Here is a 19,550-nt window from a genome sequence, read left to right on the forward strand (position 1 = left end):
TTACTTTGTCACGGGGCTTCAACCTTAGGATCTCTCCACCAGTTGCCCGTCAGCTACGAGGCGACTTGGCTCTTACCTCGACCGGACTTTCACCGGCTAGTTGTGCCTAGCTTGACTAGGCGCGCAAGCAATAAAAAAGCCCTCTCTTCAGAGAGGACTCTTAATTGGCGCCGTGCTTTGCCTGATTATAAGCTGCGGCTCAAGAGAAGTTAATTTCTTCACTTTTCCTTTGTTCATCATTTGTCGGAGCACTTTAACAGCTGTTTGACCAAGCTCGCTCGCTTGTTGGGATACTGTTGTCAACTCGGGAATGACATGGTGTGCCAGCGGAATATCATCGAAGCCGACAATAGAAATGTCATCCGGGACTTTCAAGCCGTACTCGCCGGCTGTCTTAATCGCTCCGATCGCCGTAAAGTCATTCACGCAGCATACAGCGGTGGGTTTCTCACTCAGTTCCAACAGTTTCTGCATCAGTTGCCTTCCCGATTCCATGGAAAAGCTATCCGTTAAAATCCAGTCTTCTTTCACCGGGAGACCCTCATCTCGCAGCGTTTTGCGAAAAGCGCGCAGCTTGATGGAGGTTGTCGTCGTATGGCTTTCCCCGCCTATAAAGCCAATCTGCGTATGGCCCAACTCGATCAAGTGACGCACGGCGAATACAGTTCCCGCATATTCATCCGTAACAACACGGGTCAGCTCGGTATTCCTTAGGTTTCCGTTAACAAGAACTATCGGAATTTTATTAGCATGATCGACGACTTCCTGGACGAGGTGCGGTTCGCAATCCTTTAGGTTAATCCGTCCCCCAAGAAAAATAATGCCGTCTACGCGTTTTTCCTGCATGATGTTAAGATATTCGGACTCTTTGGTATAAAGGCCCATTGTATTGCACAGCAGGAATGTATGTCCCGATTCTTGGGCTTCCAGCTCCGCACCTGCAAACACTTCCGGAAAAAAGGGATTGGTGAGGTCGGGCAGAATAACGCCGATAATACCCGTTTCTTTCGAAAGAAGGCTTCTAGCCATCGCATTAGGCTGAAATTGATACTTTTGAATGAGCGCCTCGATCTTCGCTCTTGTAGAGACCTTAACCGGTGCTGTTCCGTTCAATACTCTAGAGACGGTGGCAACGGATACTTTAGCTTCATTGGCAATATCATATATGGTAATTTGTCTCAAGCAAACATTATCCTTCCTGCAAAGAAGTTCGCCCTATTATATCAAAACAATGCTCTTAATGAAAAGGGTTACATTCATGGTTTTAATTCGATCTCCTTCATGATAACCGTCGTAATCGAATTTTCTACAAATTCTACTTCAAACCCGTTCTCATAGAGCGGTATTGCGGTAAGCTGTTGCAGATTCTCCGTAGAGGATGTGCGATAGGCTTCAGCTTGGGCATTTTCGAACCGGTAAGGCGTTAGGTCAATGACCATTTTACGATCAATCCATCCATTGCGGATGATGACCGATAATTGTTTAGCTTCAGGGTCATAGGCAGCTAGCGTTTGATCATCCATTGTAGGTGCAATCAGAGATCCCGGACGAATAAACTTGCTGAACTGCGCCATGGTATAATATTGTTTCGTTAGCTCATAATTCTCGTCTCCAATAAAATTGGCGTGAATAAAGCCCCAGTTATTGTTTGCCCCTTCATCCTCGACAGCTTGCCAATAGATCCAAGCCTTCGGCTGCATGAACTTAAGATCGGACATAATCCTTGCGGCCAATTCCATTACGCTTGTCATGTCCTCATGACTGTGCGAAGCGCTGCCGCCCGTTCCATACTCAGACATCCATAATCGCTTTTCCTTCTGCTCGGCAAGAGCTCGAAGCTCCTTCATTTTGGTGCCGTTATAGGAATGAACATTGATCTGGCCGATCGCTTGAAGCGTCGCATCATCATACGCCTCAATTGATCCTATGGTTTCGTCAATGCTATTGTTATCCGGTGCGCTAACGATCGTTCCCGTCAGCCCTTTACTCCGGAGAGAATCGGCTGTCTTGCGTATGATTTCCGCCTGTTTACCCGAATCGAAATGACTTCCCTCTTGTCCATTGCCTTTGATCCACCAATTTGAAGACGGCTCGTTAAGAGGATCCAATGATCTAAAGGTGATTCCCCAATGATCGCGATAATATTTCACGACCTCCGTCAGATAGTCTGCAAAAGCTTCATAAGAATCTTCTCTTAAGTTGTTGCCTCCGTTCTCCGCCCCTGTGACCGATCCGCTGATCGTCATCCAGTAAGGCGGCGAGTTCGAGAAAGCCTCTGCGAGATTGACGCCGCGCTTTATCGCCCCCTGAAGAATGGCCCTCTGGTTCGCATCCGCTTCCCAATCCCACCGGCCTTCCTCAGGCTGAAATCCAGGAATATCTCCGCCTGGACGCATCGTATGATACGCCGGATTCTCGCCGCCGCCGATATTATAGCGCACAATATTTAGTCCAAGTCCCTTAACTGGGTCAAAGTGCAGATCCATCACGTTCTGCACCTGAGCTTGATCTTTCCAGCCGCCCAGCGCATGCCCCCACCATGCGAGCGACGTACCCCAACCTTCGAATCCCTCATAACCTTCTTGAAGCCGCAGTTCTATCGCTTCTGTCTCGAACGCCTTTGCCTTGCTCGGACCCTTCTGCCCTTCACCCTGTCCCCACATATAGACTCCTCCTCCAACCATCCCGCAAATCAGAGCAATCCCGAATATGAAGATTCTTCTTTTTCTCATGCTCTTGACCTCGCTTTGTTCATGAGTGGAAAAGTGTGGGGCTGTCCTCCTGGACAGCCCCGCTCCTTTCGACTATACTTTTCTGCTTGGATATGGCAGGTCAGCTATTAGCCTTCGATTAGTTTCTTGTAAGCGTCCATTTGCTTCTGAATTTCCGCCAGCACTTTATCGTATCCTGCGGCTTTCAGCTTGTTGCGGAAATCTTCAACCGCTTTTACCGGATCGCCTGCTTTTCCCCATAGGATCGCAGGACCCATCTCCCCAGTTACTTGTGAAATTGCCGTCAGCTCAGCATCGATGCTGCTCTTGTCGAACACGAACTGTCCGTAAGGGTATGGCTTTTTGTAGGTGTCATATTCTGCAAAATATTGGGATACGCCATCCCATGTCCCATCGGAAGGTATCTCGAATTTGTCGACGCGACCACCCCAGAAGTCAGAGTAGAAACCATCTCTTGCTTCATCATAGCCAGCCGGTTTTACGCGTTTACCGTCTTTGAGCTCGTATTGAACGCCTTCCATACCGAAGTTGATCAGTTGATAAATCTCTTTGTCATTGCGCATCAGATCATAGGCCATCAGCGCTCGTTCAGGATTTTTGCTGTGTGCGCCAAGCGAAGTGCCGCCATGAGTGATCGACAGCTCGATCAGATTTTTGCGAGTCGCGGAGAATGGGAACATTGCAAGCTCGGAGCCTGGCTGCTCTTTGTCCATTTGCACGCGTAATCCAGCGAAAGTTTGCGTGTGATGCGCATCAGCGCCGGATAAGCCCGCTTTAAGCAAGGTGCGAGTATCTCCTTTGTAATTCAGTATGTCTTCGCGCCAGTAGCCCTTGTCTGCCCAGTCCTTCATCATCTTCGCCATATTCAAGAATACGTCGTTGAAAATCGGGCTATCGACCGTGTACTTCTCATCGAACGACTTCGCAAAGAATGTCATTAAATAACCAGTTCCAATAGGAAGCTCAATCATATCTGAATACGAGTTCGTAAATCCTAGATAAGGTGCTATCCCGCTGGATTGAGCATCCCAAGGTACAGTGTCCGGTTTATTATCTTTGACGTATTGGAAATACTTGCCCAGTGTTTCGAAATCGATAATCGGGCTTGTGATTCCCGCTTCCTTGGCCCAGTCTCCGCGATAGAAAATACCATGGTTAACCCATTGCGTAAAATCGTTCTCAGGAATGAGCATGATTTGATCTTTAAATTTCGTTTGCGCCCAATCCTCTTCCGGGATGGATTCCCACGTTTGCGGCGCATATTTTGGCAGCAGCTCGTCGAGCGGAGTAAAGGCGCCCCTCTGAGCATTATTCCATGTATCCAGCCAGTCGGTAGCAACCGTGATCAGATCGATCGGTTCGCCTGACGCCAGCAGCAGGTTGTATTTCGTGGACCAATCCGCCCATTCGACCCATTTCCATTCCAGCTCCGCATTGATTTTCTCTTTCATGAGCTTATTGACTTTTTCCAGCGTTTTATCGAATTGACCGTTCTTTGGCTTGTCGCCCAGTACAACATAACTAATCTTAACGAACTTCGAGGTATCTACTGCACCGCCTTCAGCGCTTGCCGGTGTACTTTCCTTACCTCCCGCGTTACTTGCGCTGCTGCCGCTGTTCGCTTCTTCATTGTTGCCGCTGCATGCAGCTAGAACAATTACCAGAATAATTGACATTACGAGTGAGACTAACTTTGTTGCTCTTTTCATACCATTTTTCCTCCCCTAGGTTAATTAGAATACAGAGCCTGACTGTAACCGGTTTCAATTTATGTGAAGGAGTCTCTATATGAGCTCTCCCTACACAACTAGCATCATTAACCTTTAACTGCGCCTACTGTAATCCCCTTAATGAAGTATCGTTGAACGAAAGGGAAGAACAGAATGACGGGCCCTGTCGCCACAATGGCGGTCGCCATCTTCATCGACTCGAGCGGCATATCTCGTAACGGGACGTTGGAAGATGCGGATGAGTTCCGGATAAAATCCGCGCTTGTAATGACGTTGTATAAGAATAGCTGCAAGGGTCGGTACTTCATGTCCGCTGAGAGAAACAGCATGGCATGATACCATTCGTTCCAGTACCCGAGGGCAATAAACAGTCCGATCGTCGCCAAGGCGGGTGTCGTCATCGGCAGAATCAGCCGGACGAAAATCGTGAAATCCCCGGCGCCGTCGATTTTGGCTGACTCCGTGATCGCATGCGGTATCGATGCAACGAACGCCTTCATCATGATAATGAGAAAGGGGCTTAGCAAGCCGGGCAGCAGCACGGCCAGGTAGTTGTCCTTCAAGCTCAAATATTGTGTGATCAGCAAGTAGAAAGGAACTAGCCCGCCAGAGAACAGCGTCGTAAAGTAAATAAGGAAGGAAATATTGTTCCGATAACTAAAATCCGGTCTCTGCAAGGCATAACCGGTCATAGCTACTACGAATAAACCCAATATCGTTCCTAAGATTGTTATCGCTGCTGTTACTCCATATGCCCCGATGACATAATCCGGATTCTCGAACACGATCTTGTAAGCGAACGTGGAGAAATCCTTAGGCCAGAAATTGAAGCCGTACTTCTGGATAGTATTCTCTGCCGTGAACGACGTGCCGAGTACGAGCACGAAAGGCAGCAGACAGCAAATGGAAAACAGTCCGATAACTCCGTAGCCGATAAAACCGACGACTCTCTCCGCGGCATTAGTCCGAATGCTTCGCGAGACATTTTCCATTCGTGCCGCCTCCTAGAATAATGAATTTTCGGGTGATACTTTTTTGACGAACCAGTTACTGGAAACGACGATGATGAAGCCGAATACTGATTGATACAAGCTGACAGCGCTTCCCATCGAGAAGTTAAAGTTATTCATAAGAGAGCGGAAGACATAAGTTTCGATAATATCTGTCGTTGGGAACAGCATCGTATTGCTGGCGCCAACCAAGTTGTAGAACAAACCGAAGTTTCCTTTGAGAATGCCGCCGAGCGAGAACAGCAGCAAGATAATGAAAGTCGGCTTCAGCCACGGAATGATAATGTGGATAATACGCTTGAAAGCGTTGGCGCCGTCGATTTCGGCAGCCTCGATTATCTCGCTGTCCAATCCCATGATTGCCGCGAAATAAACAATGGAGCCATAACCCGTCGTCTGCCATAAGTAGACTAGGACGATAATAAAAGGCCAGATATGGGGATCGGAATAGGTTTTCACAGGATTGAACCCCAACGATTCGAGCACGCTGTTTAGAATCCCGTAATCGTAGCTCAGAAAGTTATAGGCAATGAGCCCGATCAGCACCGCGGATATGAAGTACGGGAGAAACATGAACGTCTGGGCAACCTTCTTGAACCACTTTTTACGCAGTTCGTTCAGAAGAACCGCCACGACAATTTGAAGAACGTTACCCAATATAATAAAAGCCAAGTTGTAGAGGATCGTGTTCACCGTAAGTCGCCATAAGTCTCCGTTAATGACGAGGAACCGGAAGTTATCGAACCCTACGAACATACTTCTGAATATGCCGTCCGAATAGTTGTACTTAATGAAGGCGAGGTACAAGCCGGGCATTGGCAAATACGCGAAGATGATGAAAAATAATATGGCGGGAGAACACATGAGCAGAAGCGTTCGGTTGTTCCAAAGCTTTTTAGTTCGAGATATGCCTGCGTAGGGAGTTTTCTGCTTCAACGCAATGGATTCGGTTGTTTGCATCGGCTGCTCTCCTTTCCTATTAAGCTTTAATGAAAGCGAATTGTTCGATCACGCATGAGCCATTTGGATCTACCGCTTCTAGATATACCGCTAAGTCGCCTTCCGTTCCTGAGAACCAAGGACCGGGCAGCCAGAACGAATCCGGACTGCCTCCGCTCATTACAGGACGGGCATCTCCCCCAGGCAACCAAATCCGAGAAACGAGTCGACCTTGAAATAGCACGGATAGCTTCATTCCTGAGCCTGTTGCCTTCACGCGCCATCCTCCTTCGCTTGGAGAAGGAAGGATCTTGCCGAACAACCAACGGGACTCTCCGGCTTTAAGCGTTATCGGCAGCTCAATATCGCTTGCTTCGATAGACTTGCTAGCCGCATGATGAGCAAGCTCCTTCTCGGCGCATTCCGTAATCCTCCAATCCTGCGCCGCATGCCCCTCATACAATATTACTTTACCGGCATCGGCTTCGAGTCTGCGGTCCAGGAACACCGACAGCTGTACTTGCTCTCCAGGAGTAACGCAAGAGGAAATGTCAACGAAAGGATCGAAAGGCGTAACGGAAGCTATTGCAACTCCATTTGCATATACCTCTACGAGTCCTTGCAAATCTTCGAAATGCAATGTCCAAGAATCAGCGTACCGTGAAGTTTCGAACGACTTGCGGAAGCATTCCACCATCGGACGTTCCATCTGTAACCATCCGCCGAATCCCGTTACCGGCAAATGTCGGTCATCGAATGCTGGATCCGCAAGCTTTGCCCGATCTTCCTTAACGAGCTGCCTTTTCCAATTGCCGCTAAGATCTTTGACCTTGCTAACGGCAACAAGTCCTTGAAGCCCTTTCATCGAGTTCAGGCGCAGAGCAGGTTTCCTTGCGTCGTCGAAGTTGGTATGTCCCCAGATTTCGGTTCTCACCGTGAACTCCCCCGCCTGCTCGCCGGCATTTGGAAGAAAACTGCTGGATCCGCCTGGAACGGCAGTTCCTGCATAAACGTTACCCGTATACACGGAGATGATGTCGCTTGCTTTGCGTACGAGAATGCCTTCGCGGCGCAGGTTACTCGGCATCGAATCCTTGGCATGGTACCAGGCATACCCACGGTTAATGCCCAATTTCTCCAAATAATCCGCATGCTCGATCGTTCTTGTCTTGGCAGGACCGACCGGGGCAACAGGATCAATGGAAAATTCGGACCATGAAACGGTCAAGGATACGGGTTCATCGTCATATGCGGGCAATGGCTCGGTTTGAATCTGTCCAGCCAAACCGATATCTTCCAACGAAAGCGCGGTATTCCGATCCATGATTACAATGATGAGCCGGCGTCCATTGGAAGCATTTCCTTTAATAATGGAGGAGCTGCTTTGCGACCCGAACGTAAAGCGAACCCGGTTGCCGTTCTTTTTCACTTCTCCCCCGTTCGCTTCCCATTCCATCTCTTCATCGAATTGGAATACCATTTCTCCATCGTTGTCGGCATGGAATGCCGCGATCGTTTCATTCGCAAGTGTCTTTAGGAGAAACAGTTCAGCCGTCGAGTAGAGCAACTGTCCCGAGAATTTCCAGTCGGAGAGCGGAATTTCAAATGGTACGGCTATCGTGCTGCGCTCAGCGAGAGTTATTGATATTGCTTCATCGGAGTGCCTTATATTCAGAAACGCCGTTACGCTATGTTCCGATGTATTGTGCAAGAAGACTAAATGTCCTCCCAGACTAAGCGGAAGCGCTGTCGGCCCGATTAGACCGCTCGCTGGAGCGGTGTCCATGCGGAAGGGGCTTGCTTCCCCTGTCGGCAAAGCTTCTGCCAGTGATGACCCGTAGGCTTGGATCAACCGATTCAGGAGCCTGCCTTCGTAAACCTCCGGTCTTAGCTGCCCCTCAGGCGATATCATCCCTCCGAAGTCGTAGTCGGAAGTCATGAAGGCTAGGGGCTTTCCCCAGTTATTCGTTCCATTAGTGAAGCCGAAATTCGTTCCGGATACTTGCAGGTAAGGTCCGAGCAGCTTAGCGCCGGCGGATAACAATCTTCGAAGCAGGAAGTGGGAACGATTCGTCTCGGTTACTAAGAGCGGCTGATTACGTTCCCCGAGCAGTTGCGTGTATTGAAGCACCTTCTCTTCGAATTCAGGATCCGTATCGTTCGGATAGAAGTTGCAGGTAGGAATAACCCCATCCGCAAAGCCTAAGGCCTCGTATAATCCGCCTTGTCCTGCGCATGCAATCAACGGAACCTCAATCCGATGTCCCAATGCCATGTCGCGCAGCGCAGCGATATATCCATGGGGGTCTTGGCAACCGTAGAAATCCAATTCATTCTCCAGCTGGATGCAGATGACGGAGCCGCCCTCGTTGACCTGCTGCCGGCGAAGAATGGGGAGAATCTTCTCGAACCATAAGGACACATACTGCAGGTAAGCGGGATCATTATCCCTAAGCGTCATACCTTCTTTTGCGAGCAGGTATGCCGGAAGCGCTCCTCCATCCCATTCGGAGCAAATATAAGGACCGGGTCTTGCTACCGTCCACAGCCCTGCCTCGTTAACCAAACGCAGGAACTCTTCCGCATCCCGCTCCTCTTCGAAGCTCCACTGCCCTTCAGACAATTCATGAAAATTCCAAGGGAAGTAGACGTCGACACAGTTGTAACCAGCTATCTTTAGGCGATCTAATCTGTCCTTCCATAGCTCTCGAGGAATTCGGAAGTAGAAGACCGATGCAGACACGATTATGCTAGACTTTCCATTTACTCGAACTGCTTGCTTGGTTAATTGAATAGGCATGACGTCTTGCATGTAAACTAGCCCCCGTTCGATGAACAACGCGTTAAGTATTCGACAAATAATGTAACCCGTTTCATGAATCCGGTTTCATTATTCTTAAAAAATAAAAATCGTGTAACTACATCTCTGAGTTTGTTGAATGAAACGGGTTACATTTGTGAGAAAAAAAATATGAAGCGCTTTCAAATTGATATTAATACTGAACTTTATTTTTGTCAAGCGCAATACTTTGTAATACTCCGTAGAGGATAGATGACTAGCAGTGAAGGTGCAGCGTCAATAAGACTTCATCAGTCGCAGAAAAAAAACTTACCCGCATAGACTACGGGTAAGCTTCCAGTATTCTTAACCTTTCGCCGTATTCCCAACTGCTGAAGTGGTCCTCCCAGATAATGTGGTATAGGTTATCGTGGACTTCCATGATGACGCCCTTGGTACCGTCCTGCACGTATACGACGTGATCTCCGATCTTCATCCCGCGCTCCACCCCTGTCACCCGAGTCGAAAGACGATGCCGTGTCCGCCTTTGGGATACACCCACTTGATATTCTGGTGCGGACACCCGATCCGGCAGCTTCCGCATTCATGGCAGCCCTCGTAACCTACATGCATGCGGATTTCCTCCCATTTGTACACTTCGGCCGGACAGAAGATCGTGCAGATCTTATCCGGGCAGCTGGTCATGCACACTTCAGTATCCATGACGTGCAGGTGAGACTGCGTATCGGCGTTGAATCTGAGCAAATACTGCTTCTCCTCGATGTTGGCGCCCTTGGCGGAGGCCGGTTGCGGTTCGCTCATCACTTCATCACCTTCCATGCCCTGAACAGGTCGCGGGCAATCTTGAACTTCTGCTTCGCCGGGCCGATGTCGCTCCAAATCTTCTTCTGCTTCTCCCGCTTCGAGGAGCCGTCGACCGTTAACATCTGGCTAGCCGCCTTGTTCATCATAGGAATGTACTGTTCGAAGTATTGCGGAAACTTGTCGAAATGGTGGGTGGAATCCTTGTATTTCTTCATGTCCTGACCGACGAAGCTGCCCATCAGCTTCCGACGGTATTCGTCCAGCGACGCCTCGGAGAAGTCCTCGCGTTCTCTCGCCGCCACGATCGTCTCCGCCGCGAGCCTTCCCGAGGTCATCGCCATGTTGGAGCCTTCGCGATGGATCGCGTTAACGAGCTGAGCCGCGTCTCCGACGACGAGCACCCCGGCTCCGACCACCTTCGGAATCGAGTTGTACCCGCCTTCCGGAATCAGGTGGGCGAGATACTCCTGAGGTTCCGCGCCCTGTATGTAAGGACGGATCATCGGATGCGTTTTCACGTATTCCATCAGCTCGTATGGTTTTATCTTATGCTTAATCAGCCCGGAAAGTAACGTTCCGACGCCGATGCTCAAAGTATCTTTGTTCGTGTACAGAAAACCGGTGCCCAGAATGCCTTTAGTTGCGTCTCCGAACAGCTCTATCGTGCAGCCCTGGCCTTCTTCCAGATTGAATCGGTCCTCGATGACCTTCTTATCCAGCTTCAAGATTTCCATCGTGGCAAGCGCCACTTCGTCCGGACGGAACTCCTTATGGAAGCCGAGCGACTTGGCCAGCAACGAATTCACCCCGTCCGCCAGCACGACCACGTCGGCGCGAAGCTCTCCGTCCGGACGATCCGTCCGTACTCCGACGACTTTCCCGTTCTCCACGATGCATTCCAGCACGACCGTTTCGTTGACGAGCAAGGCTCCCTTCTCGACGGCTTTGGAAGCGAACCATTGATCGAACTTTGCCCTTAGCACGGTGAAATTATTGAAAGGCTCCTCCGCCCATTCCATCCCCTTGTAGGAGAAGGTGAGGGCCGATGCCTTATCCATCATCATGAACCTTTGCTCGACGATCGGGCGTTCCAGCGGCGCTTCCTTGTGGAAATCCGGCACGATCTCCTCCATCATCTTCCGATAGAGGACGCCGCCCATCACGTTCTTGGAGCCGGGATATTCTCCCCTCTCGATAAGCAACACGTTAACGCCCGCTTTGGCCAACTCGTATGCGCACGCAATTCCGGCGGGTCCTGCTCCGACGACGATGGCATCAAACTTTTCCGGCATCGACCTCTTCCTTTCTTCCTAGCGCGGTTTTGAAAGCTTGGGTGAGCATGGGCACGATCGTTAGCGCATCTCCTACGATGCCATAATGCGAAGACTGAAAGATCGGTGCCGCCGGATCCTTATTGATGGCAATGATGAGTCCGGAGTTCTGCATGCCGACCAAGTGCTGAATGGCGCCGGATATCCCGATGGCAAAATAAATCTTGGGCGTCACCGTCACTCCCGTCTGGCCGACCTGATGGTGGTGTTCGATCCAGCCCGCCTCCACCACGTCGCGGCTCGCCCCTACCGCTGCGCCAATCGTCTCCGCCAGCTGATGAATGACTTGGAAGCCGGCCGGTCCTCCAAGCCCTTTGCCTCCCGCCACGATAATGTCGGCTTCGTCGATGCGAACGCGCTTGATCGTCGTCCGGACGATCTCCAACACTTTGGTGCGGATATCATCCTCCGTAATCGGGATGCTTTCTTCGATGAGTTGACCTGAGGCTCCTTTGATTCGGGGCAGCGCTTTCATTACTTTAGGGCGCACGGTCGCCATTTGAGGCCTATATTTCTTGCACAATATCGTCGCCATAATGTTACCGCCGAACGCGGGACGGCTGGCGAGCAGTAAGCCCGTGTCTTCCTCCACGTCCAGCTGCGTCGTATCCGCCGTCAAGCCCGTCGGAAGATCGGTCGCCACTGCGCTAGCTAAATCCTTCCCCGTCGAGGTGGCGCCATAGAGGAGGATTTCCGGCTTGTGCTTCTCCACGCAAGCGAGCATAGCACGCATATATGTCTCCGTCCGATAATACCGGTATATAGGATCATCGTATATGTATACCTTATCGGCTCCGAATTCAAATGCCGTCTGAGCAAGCATACGCACGTTATCGCCTATAATGACTCCGGCGAGCTCCGTTTTCCTCTTATCCGCAAGCTGTTTCCCCGCCCCTAACAGCTCGAGCGACACCGGCGCAACCGCGCCGTCCTTCTCCTCGATGAACACCCATACTCCGCGATAATCCTCGAAATTCAAGAGCCATCACCTCCTGCGGCCGATTCGAACAATTCCTTGCGCGCGAGAACGATGTCCAGCAGCTGTTTGATTTGATCTTGGGGATCGCCATCCAGCATCTGCCCTCCTTGCGGCTTTTGCGGAGCCCACACCGAGCTGACGATCGTCGGCGAACCCTTCAAGCCTAGCTGCGTCTTATCGATATCGCCCAGATCGCTAACCGACCAGATATGCGGCTGATAACGAGCAGCCCTTAACATATTCGGGAGAGTAGAATAAGGAAGTTCATTGATATCCTTCTCCACCGAGAACAGGCACGGCAATGCCGACCGGATGACCTCGTATCCATCCTCCAGCTTTCGGTGCACGATAGCATAGCCTTCCGCTTGATTGATTTCGGCTACTTTGTTCACGGAAGTCAGCGGTGGCATATCCAATCTTCGCGCGATTCCCGGACCGACTTGGCCGGTGTCCCCGTCTATCGTCATTTTGCCGCAGATGATGAGATCGATAGGGCGAATCTCCGCAATTTTCTCGAGAGCTTTCGTTAGCGCATAGCTGGTAGCCAGCGTATCCGCACCCGCAAATGCCCGATCCGTAATCATATAACCTTCATCCGCGCCGATCTCGATGCATTTCCGTATGGCCTTAACCGCCGGCGGCGGCCCCATCGTAAGCACCGACACGACGCCGCCATACCGGACCCGGAGCCGAACCGCCTCCTCTACCGCATGCGAGTCGTACGGATTCAGGATCGCCGGGGCGCTGGAGCGGTCCATCGTATTGGTCTTCGGATTCATCTTGATGATTTTCGTATCCGGCACCTGCTTGATGCAGGCGACGATATGCAGCATGCTACTCACCCTTTCCGTGCTTGCTAGATAACCGGATCCCGTTCAACTTATCTATATTAGGGGAGTTCCGATAACATGCCTGGGTTTGTCCTATGGCAGCGCTGCATCGCATTCTAGATACTAAAAACGCATGCATCCGAAATGATTTCGGAAGCATGCGCTAAATTTACTTAAGCTTTATATCCTCGGTCTCGCCCAAAGACACATAAACGGGATGGCTACCCATGCAATTCCACAAAGAGTAAACCTCTTCCCCCTCGTATTTAAGATCCTGCAGCTCACCTTCAAGGGTGTGCCCATTGTGCAGAGTAACCACATACGTCTTCCCGGTAGTTAGTTTCAATTTCCCCACCACTTGCACCCCTCGTGTGTTATGGATTTCTATCTTCAATCTCGAATCGTTGTGTCTTGGCAGCCCTCGCAGTCAAGGCCATTACGAGTATAACCGCTGACATAACCACCTTTCTGCTATGTTTTTTCATGATTTTATCCCTCTCCTGCCACGCTTTTTGGACAACAAAAAAACAAGCTCGTCGAGCAACCCGGCTGTCATTCCATCCCAATTGGGAATGGCTAAGACCCGTGGTTTTGCGTCTCCGCCTTTCGGACGGATTTGCCTTTGTTCTGTTTCTTGATCAAGGTCTAAAGTCTGTTATTCGAATCTCATAATGTCCTAGATATTATTCGACAAAAGAGACTATAATCCTTTTTTTTCAATCGTTTTTCGACAAATATTGTTTTATTTGTATTCAAACTATCAAATTAGTACCCATTCATAGTAATCGGTCGCTTTGCTGACCCTGAATCCGCATGATTCGTACAGCCAGAGAGCACGTTCGTTCTCCACGGCGACTTCCAAAGCAATGCTAGCCGTTTCATCCTGCCCTTTTATAGCAGCTGCCGTTTCCTTCAAGATCGCTCTGCCATTATCATAACAAAGAACCCCCGGAATCAATACTCCGCAGGGTCCATTAAGTTACTCTATCAACCGAATATCGCATCGATAACCGGCTTCGTATGTCCGCCCGGGTAACAAAGGTACAAGAGAACGTACACCGTTACGCCCGTAATGACCGTAGCGAACCACATCTTCGCCGTCGTTCTGCCCCACTTGCGGTGCTTGGCGAATTTCTTGCGATATGCGAGAGTCAACGTCGTTATCCCGAACACGGCAGCCACGGTCGCGAGCACGATGTGGAACAGCAAGAAGATCAAATACACCATCTTCAGGCTTTCCGGTCCGTTAAACATGGTGTTGCCGATGAAGATCGTCCTGGACACGTAGATAATGAAGAAGCATGTCGCCGCTATCGCAGCCATCACCATGACCTTCTCGTGCGCTTCCCGTTTGCCTTTAATAATCAGCCGCCAACCAATGGCGACCAAGATTCCGCTGATGAGAATGAAGCTCGTGCTGACCAGGGGAAAAATATCATACCACGACATGTAACCATCACCTGCTCTATCGTCATAACTGCCCGCTATCTTTCACCTATTGTACCTGTCCGGCAGTCATTGTTCAAACGTTTCGGCGCGCCGTCACAGATTGTTAATAAACTACGTTGTCGTCTTCCTGAGAGCGTTCCCTGCGATACCATTGCATGAACACGGTATAGAGAGCGGCGGCGTTGACGAATTCTTGCAGAAGCTTCATTACGATACCCCCGAGTTGCTGGTCATCCTTGCCGCTCATCATATTAAAGAAGGCCGGTCCTTCGAATTTGCTTAGCAGTTCGGCAGGGTCGCCCGACACGCAGTAACCCATTGCCTTAACCCATACTTGGGGATCGTTATAAACCGCGAATAACGGACCATTCGCAAACATAATCATTGCGCAAGCTGGCGTCAGCAGAAGTCCGCTCATGAAGATGTACCCTAGCGTCAGCATATGCGACATCCTTCTCCACTCCGGGATCGGACAATACACATGCCACCACATCATCATTGAAGATAGAAACAAAAGCGCGTAATAAATTCGGTGTACCGTAAAATGCGTCATGATCCAATCGTGATTGTCGGGCATGTGGTAGAAGGAGAACAATAACGTGAACAGCCCCAAGCTGAGAATCGGATTCATAATCAGCCTAAATACTCCAAAACTCCAGAACTTAGCTCGGAATGTTCTGCGCCATAGCCAGTCCGGTATGCCATAGATCAACAGAGGCGGCACGAGGATATAGGCCAGGGCCATATTGGTCATGTGGAACGTAAACATCAAGTGGCCCATCAAGCTTAGAGGACCGCCTTGGGTCAAATACAGCAAAACCATCGCAAGCAAAAAAGCGAGCTGACGAGGGATAGATACGGGCTTGCTGCCTGCGAACCGATGTCTCCATGGTCCGATGACGAACGTATAAAGCACGACAAGCGCCATCATGAAAATCATGAACATGGGACTCCACAAGTCGCGGAAGGAGAAATACTCCAATCCCCACATATCTGCCAACCTCCTTTATTCATTAAAAAAGAGAGGACGGATTTTGGCCCGCCTCTCTGAAGTTTAAGTAAGCTTTTACAGCTTCTTACCACCAAACCCAATACAGGGCCATGACTACCATGGTGAACACGACGAATACTCCGGCAAGAATTCCGATGATCGGGAACAGATGCCCGCGATCTTTCATATGCATCCAGAATGCCATCTGAATGAAGACTTGAATGACCGCCATGGATACTAAAATGATATACGTGAAAGTTGCGTTGATTTCGCCCGCGGATACTGCGGCAAAAGCAATAATCGTAAGCGCCAGCGACATCACGAATCCTACAATGTGCTTCTGAGGACCTTCGACCTTGTGCCGTTTCGTTGCTTCTCCGGAAGCTGCATGGTCATGGTTGCTCGACATAGGATTAACCAGCCACCTTTCCCATCAAATAAACAACGGTGAAGATGAATACCCAAACAACGTCGATGAAGTGCCAGTAAATAGCGGAGATATATACTTTAGGCGCAGTTACGACCGTCAGGCCTTTTTTGAAAATCTGGCCGATTACGATAGCGATCCACACAACCCCGAAGGCAACGTGGGCTCCATGGAATCCGACTAGCGTATAGAACGAGGAACTGAATGCGCTTGTCGTAAAACCATGACCTTCGTGAACGTAATGAATGAACTCGTAAATCTCTAAGCCCAAAAACCCAAGTCCTAGAACGATCGTAACGACTAGCCAACCGATCATGGCTCTTTTGTTATGATGATGCAAAGCTTGAACGGCGAATACGCTGGTCAAACTGGATGTTAACAAGATCATCGTGGCCGCAAACACCAAAGGCAATTGAAATAACTCGTTGGCCGTTGGACCGTCTCCGATATTATGACGCAGAGCCAAGAATGCCGAGAATAAGGTTCCGAACAATACCGTTTCCGCGCCGAGGAATATCCAGAAGCCGAGAATTTTATTTCTCGCTTCCAAGGTTGCTTTCTCTGGCTCATGCGGCAGTTGTCCGTCTACGTGGTCATGTGCGCTCATGCGTGCACCCCCTTCTCCTGATCTTCCGGTTCAATGTGGAAACCGTGATCGTCATACAAGGAACGGATGACCATGCAGCCTAATGTTATCGCTAGACCGATACCACCGACAATAAGGCGATCGTACATAAATCCGAAACCTGCGATAAACAATCCGATACTCATGATTAGCGGTAATATAGATGGAGAAGGCATATGAATCGAGCCAATCGGTTCGGCCGGAGTCATTGCGGTCTTTCCATCCATCTTTTCCTTCCACCATGCATCGTAACCGCGAACGAGCGGCGTTTGTTGGAAGTTGTACTCCGGAGGTGGCGAAGGAATCGACCACTCCAGCGTACGGCCGTCTTCCCATGCATCTCCTGCGGCATTGCGCGGCTTAGCCCATGCAATGAAGACGTTGAGCAAGAACGCGATCGTACCGACACCCATCAAGAAGGCGCCGATCGTACTAATAAAGTTCATGTCGTCATATCCTTGGCCGCCTAAGTAGGTATAGACGCGGCGCGGCATTCCGAGAAGGCCCAAGAAATGCTGGATGAAGAACGTCATATGGAAACCAATAAAGAAGGTCCAGAACGTAATTTTACCGAGCGTTTCGTTCAGCATTCGTCCGAACATTTTCGGCCACCAGTAATGCAGACCCGAGAAAATACCGAAGATCAATCCGCCTACGATAACGTAATGGAAGTGAGCGACGACGAAATAGCTGTCGTGATATTGGAAATCCGCAGGCGCGGATGCCAGCATAACGCCGGTAACTCCACCCATAACGAACGTCGGAATAAATCCGATACCGAATAGGTTTGCCGTGGTGAATCGAATCGATCCGCCCCATAACGTGAACAACCAGTTGAAAATTTTAACTCCGGTAGGTACGGCGATAAGCATCGTCGCGATGGAGAAAAGTCCGTTAGCAACCGGTCCTAATCCTGTCGTGAACATGTGGTGAGCCCAAACCATGAATCCCAAGAAGGCGATCAGCACGGTCGCGAAGACCATGGAGCTGTATCCGAAAAGACGCTTGCGGGAAAACGTGCTGACGACCTCGGAAATGATCCCGAATGCCGGCAAGATCAGAATGTATACCTCGGGGTGACCGAATACCCAGAAGATATGCTCCCATAGTACCGAGCTTCCTCCGTTGCCGACTTCGAAGAAGTTGGCATGGAACAGCCTGTCGAACATGAGCGCGACGAGACCGACCGTCAGTACCGGGAAAGCGAATACGATTAGAGCCGAAGTAATGAAGATGGTCCATGTGAACATCGGCAGTCTCATGAAAGACAAACCGGGAGCGCGCATGTTGATGATCGTAGCCATAAAGTTAATACCGCCGAGCAAGGTTCCGATACCGGCGATCTGCAGCCCGATGACGTAATAATCGACGCCATGGCCGGAGTTATACGTCGGTCCTGCTAGCGGAACGTAGGATGTCCATCCCGCATCCGGAACCGCTCCCGCGAACCAACTGAGATTCAGCAACAATCCGCCGAAGAAGAATGTCCAGAAACCAAGGGAGTTCAAGAACGGGAACGCTACGTCTCGCGCACCGATCTGAAGCGGTATAACCGCGTTCATAAGCGCGAACAGCATCGGCATCGCAGCCAAGAAGATCATGGTCGTTCCATGCATCGTAAGTAATTCATTGAAAGTATCTGCGGAAACGACGTCGTTCATCGGCTTCATTAGTTGAATCCGCATGACGATCGCTTCCAGCCCGCCGATCAGGAAGAAGAACAATCCTGCAATCAAGTACAGAATACCTATCTTCTTATGGTCGACGGTCGTTAGCCAATCCATCAAGCCGCTATATCGCTTGACTGTGTGTCCATGTGCTGCCAAGGCCGCGTACCTCCTTCAATTCCTGCTTGATTAATAGTCGAGCTTGTATTCCGCTAAGTACTTGGCGATGCTTGAGACCTCTTCCGGAGTCAAGCTATTCTCTTCGGCGGTTGGCATCATGGCCCCGGATTTATATTCCTGAGGATTAATGATCCAGTCGTGGAGGTTCTTCTCGGCTGGTACGCCCTCGTCATTGTACAGAATACCGCCGACCGTTTGACGTCCGCCGATGCCGGTCAAGTTAGGCGCGCTATTGCCGCCGTTCTCGCCAACGGCATGGCAGCTCAAGCATTGCGAAGTGAATTTCTCGGCGATCTCGGCATCCGCAGGCATAACCGCCGGTGCTTTCATAGCCGCGACCCAACGGTCGAATGAAGAAGGACTAACCGCTTTGGCCTTGAAATCCATTAAAGCATGGGAAGGTCCGCACAGTTCCGCGCATTTGCCCCGGAACACGCCTTCCTTAGGGAAGTCCAAAAACATGCGGTTCGTCACGCCTGGGTTCGTATCCATTTTACCGCCGATGGAAGGAATCCAGAACGAGTGCTTCACGTCCGCTGCTACGAGCTCGAACGAGATTGTTTTGTCCGTAGGAACGATTAATTCCTGAGCGGTCGTAATTCCGTAATCGGTGTATTCGAATTCCCACCAATATTGATGCGCAGTCACTTTAACTTGTACCGCATTCTTGTCCTTGCTGTAATCCTTAGCAAGACCGAATACGTCCTTAATCGTTGGAACTCCAAGGATTAAGAGCAGTACAATAGGAACGACTGTCCAGATGATTTCCAAAGTGTGGTTGCCTTCTACTTGCTTAGGAATGCTCTTGTCGCCTTTGCGACGGCGGAAACGAATTAATACATAAATACAGATGATGAACACAACGACAACGACCAAAGCCATAATGCCAATGGACAGTTTCATCAAATCTAATTGTTTCTCAGCTACCGGTCCTTGCGGATTCAGAGTCGAGAGGTCTTCTCTTCCACATGCCGACAACAGCAATACCAAACCTGTCAGCAGCGGAAGCAGCCGCTTCATTACAGGCCACCGATTCATCATATCAACCCCAATTTG

General features: G+C 50.1%; 18 protein-coding genes and 1 riboswitch. All 18 genes read right to left on the reverse strand.

From position 1 onward, the window contains the following. Positions 1-147: 147 nt before the first annotated feature. The 18 genes from E2980_RS18435 to coxB all read right to left on the reverse strand — a co-directional run bounded on the left by E2980_RS18435 (position 148) and on the right by coxB (position 19,535). The gene (locus tag E2980_RS18435) at positions 148-1,182 is read right to left on the reverse strand and encodes a LacI family DNA-binding transcriptional regulator (RefSeq protein WP_135153695.1); all 1,035 of its coding nucleotides are present in this window, start codon (positions 1,180-1,182) and stop codon (positions 148-150) included. Positions 1,183-1,256: 74 nt separating this feature from the next. Beyond that, the gene (locus E2980_RS18440; protein WP_135153696.1) at positions 1,257-2,732 is read right to left on the reverse strand and encodes a glycoside hydrolase family 30 protein; all 1,476 of its coding nucleotides are present in this window, start codon (positions 2,730-2,732) and stop codon (positions 1,257-1,259) included. 107 nt (positions 2,733-2,839) lie between these two features. After that, positions 2,840-4,441 (reverse strand): DUF3502 domain-containing protein, encoded by a 1,602-nt coding sequence (locus E2980_RS18445; RefSeq protein WP_135153697.1) that lies wholly within the window; start codon positions 4,439-4,441, stop codon positions 2,840-2,842. 107 nt (positions 4,442-4,548) lie between these two features. Continuing rightward, positions 4,549-5,454, reverse strand: a complete 906-nt coding sequence (locus tag E2980_RS18450; RefSeq protein WP_135153698.1) for a carbohydrate ABC transporter permease — start codon at positions 5,452-5,454, stop codon at positions 4,549-4,551. A gap of 12 nt (positions 5,455-5,466) precedes the next feature. Next, entirely contained in the window at positions 5,467-6,336 is an 870-nt protein-coding gene (locus E2980_RS18455; protein WP_240703095.1) for an ABC transporter permease, read from the reverse strand. A gap of 115 nt (positions 6,337-6,451) precedes the next feature. Next, positions 6,452-9,223, reverse strand: a complete 2,772-nt coding sequence (locus E2980_RS18460) for a beta-galactosidase (protein ID WP_135153700.1) — start codon at positions 9,221-9,223, stop codon at positions 6,452-6,454. Between the two features lie 310 nt (positions 9,224-9,533). After that, positions 9,534-9,686 carry a hypothetical protein gene (locus E2980_RS24320; RefSeq protein ID WP_167747177.1) on the reverse strand — a complete coding sequence of 51 codons (153 nt, stop codon included), beginning with the start codon at positions 9,684-9,686 and terminating at the stop codon, positions 9,534-9,536. Positions 9,687-9,703: 17 nt separating this feature from the next. Next, a complete protein-coding gene (locus E2980_RS18465; protein ID WP_135153701.1) occupies positions 9,704-10,030 on the reverse strand; it encodes a ferredoxin family protein in 327 nt (108 codons plus the stop codon). Beyond that, positions 10,012-11,307 (reverse strand): FAD-dependent oxidoreductase, encoded by a 1,296-nt coding sequence (locus tag E2980_RS18470; RefSeq protein WP_135153702.1) that lies wholly within the window; start codon positions 11,305-11,307, stop codon positions 10,012-10,014. The genes E2980_RS18465 and E2980_RS18470 overlap by 19 nt, the downstream gene beginning before the upstream one ends. Next, positions 11,291-12,325: an electron transfer flavoprotein subunit alpha/FixB family protein gene (locus E2980_RS18475; protein WP_135153703.1), complete on the reverse strand. Its 1,035-nt coding sequence runs from the start codon at positions 12,323-12,325 to the stop codon at positions 11,291-11,293. Before E2980_RS18475 ends, E2980_RS18470 begins: the two co-directional genes overlap by 17 nt. Beyond that, positions 12,322-13,158 carry an electron transfer flavoprotein subunit beta/FixA family protein gene (locus tag E2980_RS18480; RefSeq protein ID WP_135153704.1) on the reverse strand — a complete coding sequence of 279 codons (837 nt, stop codon included), beginning with the start codon at positions 13,156-13,158 and terminating at the stop codon, positions 12,322-12,324. Before E2980_RS18480 ends, E2980_RS18475 begins: the two co-directional genes overlap by 4 nt. A 533-nt stretch (positions 13,159-13,691) precedes the next feature. Continuing rightward, a riboswitch (cyclic di-GMP riboswitch) is annotated at positions 13,692-13,786 on the reverse strand. 129 nt (positions 13,787-13,915) lie between these two features. Beyond that, on the reverse strand, positions 13,916-14,071 hold the full coding sequence (locus E2980_RS18485; protein ID WP_205699992.1) for an N-acetyltransferase: 156 nt from the start codon (positions 14,069-14,071) through the stop codon (positions 13,916-13,918). 71 nt (positions 14,072-14,142) lie between these two features. Continuing rightward, positions 14,143-14,604, reverse strand: a complete 462-nt coding sequence (locus E2980_RS18490; protein ID WP_135153705.1) for a DUF420 domain-containing protein — start codon at positions 14,602-14,604, stop codon at positions 14,143-14,145. Positions 14,605-14,707: 103 nt separating this feature from the next. Next, a complete protein-coding gene (ctaG, locus tag E2980_RS18495; RefSeq protein WP_135153749.1) occupies positions 14,708-15,595 on the reverse strand; it encodes a cytochrome c oxidase assembly factor CtaG in 888 nt (295 codons plus the stop codon). A gap of 85 nt (positions 15,596-15,680) precedes the next feature. Then, the gene (locus E2980_RS18500) at positions 15,681-16,004 is read right to left on the reverse strand and encodes a cytochrome C oxidase subunit IV family protein (protein WP_135153706.1); all 324 of its coding nucleotides are present in this window, start codon (positions 16,002-16,004) and stop codon (positions 15,681-15,683) included. A 4-nt stretch (positions 16,005-16,008) separates the two neighbouring features. Continuing rightward, entirely contained in the window at positions 16,009-16,629 is a 621-nt protein-coding gene (locus E2980_RS18505) for a cytochrome (ubi)quinol oxidase subunit III (protein WP_135153707.1), read from the reverse strand. Next, on the reverse strand, positions 16,626-18,431 hold the full coding sequence (gene ctaD, locus E2980_RS18510; RefSeq protein ID WP_135153750.1) for a cytochrome c oxidase subunit I: 1,806 nt from the start codon (positions 18,429-18,431) through the stop codon (positions 16,626-16,628). The genes E2980_RS18505 and ctaD overlap by 4 nt, the downstream gene beginning before the upstream one ends. 72 nt (positions 18,432-18,503) lie before the next feature. Continuing rightward, complete coding sequence (gene coxB / locus E2980_RS18515) at positions 18,504-19,535, reverse strand: cytochrome c oxidase subunit II (RefSeq protein ID WP_135153708.1); 1,032 nt, start codon at positions 19,533-19,535, stop codon at positions 18,504-18,506. Positions 19,536-19,550: the final 15 nt, after the last annotated feature.

This window comes from Cohnella luojiensis (genome assembly GCF_004564235.1).
In the GTDB taxonomy this organism is placed as follows: domain Bacteria; phylum Bacillota; class Bacilli; order Paenibacillales; family Paenibacillaceae; genus Cohnella; species Cohnella luojiensis.

Bases quoted from the DNA above. Each gene is read 5' to 3' on its own strand.
- coxB (WP_135153708.1), bottom strand. From the start codon at position 19,535: ATGATGAATCGGTGGCCTGTAATGAAGCGGCTGCTTCCGCTGCTGACA.
- E2980_RS18455 (WP_240703095.1), bottom strand. From the start codon at position 6,336: ATGTGTTCTCCCGCCATATTATTTTTCATCATCTTCGCGTATTTGCCA.
- E2980_RS18460 (WP_135153700.1), bottom strand. From the start codon at position 9,223: ATGCAAGACGTCATGCCTATTCAATTAACCAAGCAAGCAGTTCGAGTA.
- E2980_RS18445 (WP_135153697.1), bottom strand. From the start codon at position 4,441: ATGAAAAGAGCAACAAAGTTAGTCTCACTCGTAATGTCAATTATTCTG.
- E2980_RS18450 (WP_135153698.1), bottom strand. From the start codon at position 5,454: ATGGAAAATGTCTCGCGAAGCATTCGGACTAATGCCGCGGAGAGAGTC.
- E2980_RS18490 (WP_135153705.1), bottom strand. From the start codon at position 14,604: ATGTCGTGGTATGATATTTTTCCCCTGGTCAGCACGAGCTTCATTCTC.
- E2980_RS18480 (WP_135153704.1), bottom strand. From the start codon at position 13,158: ATGCTGCATATCGTCGCCTGCATCAAGCAGGTGCCGGATACGAAAATC.
- E2980_RS18500 (WP_135153706.1), bottom strand. From the start codon at position 16,004: ATGTCGAGCAACCATGACCATGCAGCTTCCGGAGAAGCAACGAAACGG.
- E2980_RS18465 (WP_135153701.1), bottom strand. From the start codon at position 10,030: ATGGAAGGTGATGAAGTGATGAGCGAACCGCAACCGGCCTCCGCCAAG.
- E2980_RS18440 (WP_135153696.1), bottom strand. From the start codon at position 2,732: ATGAGAAAAAGAAGAATCTTCATATTCGGGATTGCTCTGATTTGCGGG.
- ctaD (WP_135153750.1), bottom strand. From the start codon at position 18,431: ATGGATTGGCTAACGACCGTCGACCATAAGAAGATAGGTATTCTGTAC.
- E2980_RS24320 (WP_167747177.1), bottom strand. From the start codon at position 9,686: ATGAAGATCGGAGATCACGTCGTATACGTGCAGGACGGTACCAAGGGC.
- E2980_RS18505 (WP_135153707.1), bottom strand. From the start codon at position 16,629: ATGAGCGCACATGACCACGTAGACGGACAACTGCCGCATGAGCCAGAG.
- ctaG (WP_135153749.1), bottom strand. From the start codon at position 15,595: ATGTGGGGATTGGAGTATTTCTCCTTCCGCGACTTGTGGAGTCCCATG.
- E2980_RS18470 (WP_135153702.1), bottom strand. From the start codon at position 11,307: ATGCCGGAAAAGTTTGATGCCATCGTCGTCGGAGCAGGACCCGCCGGA.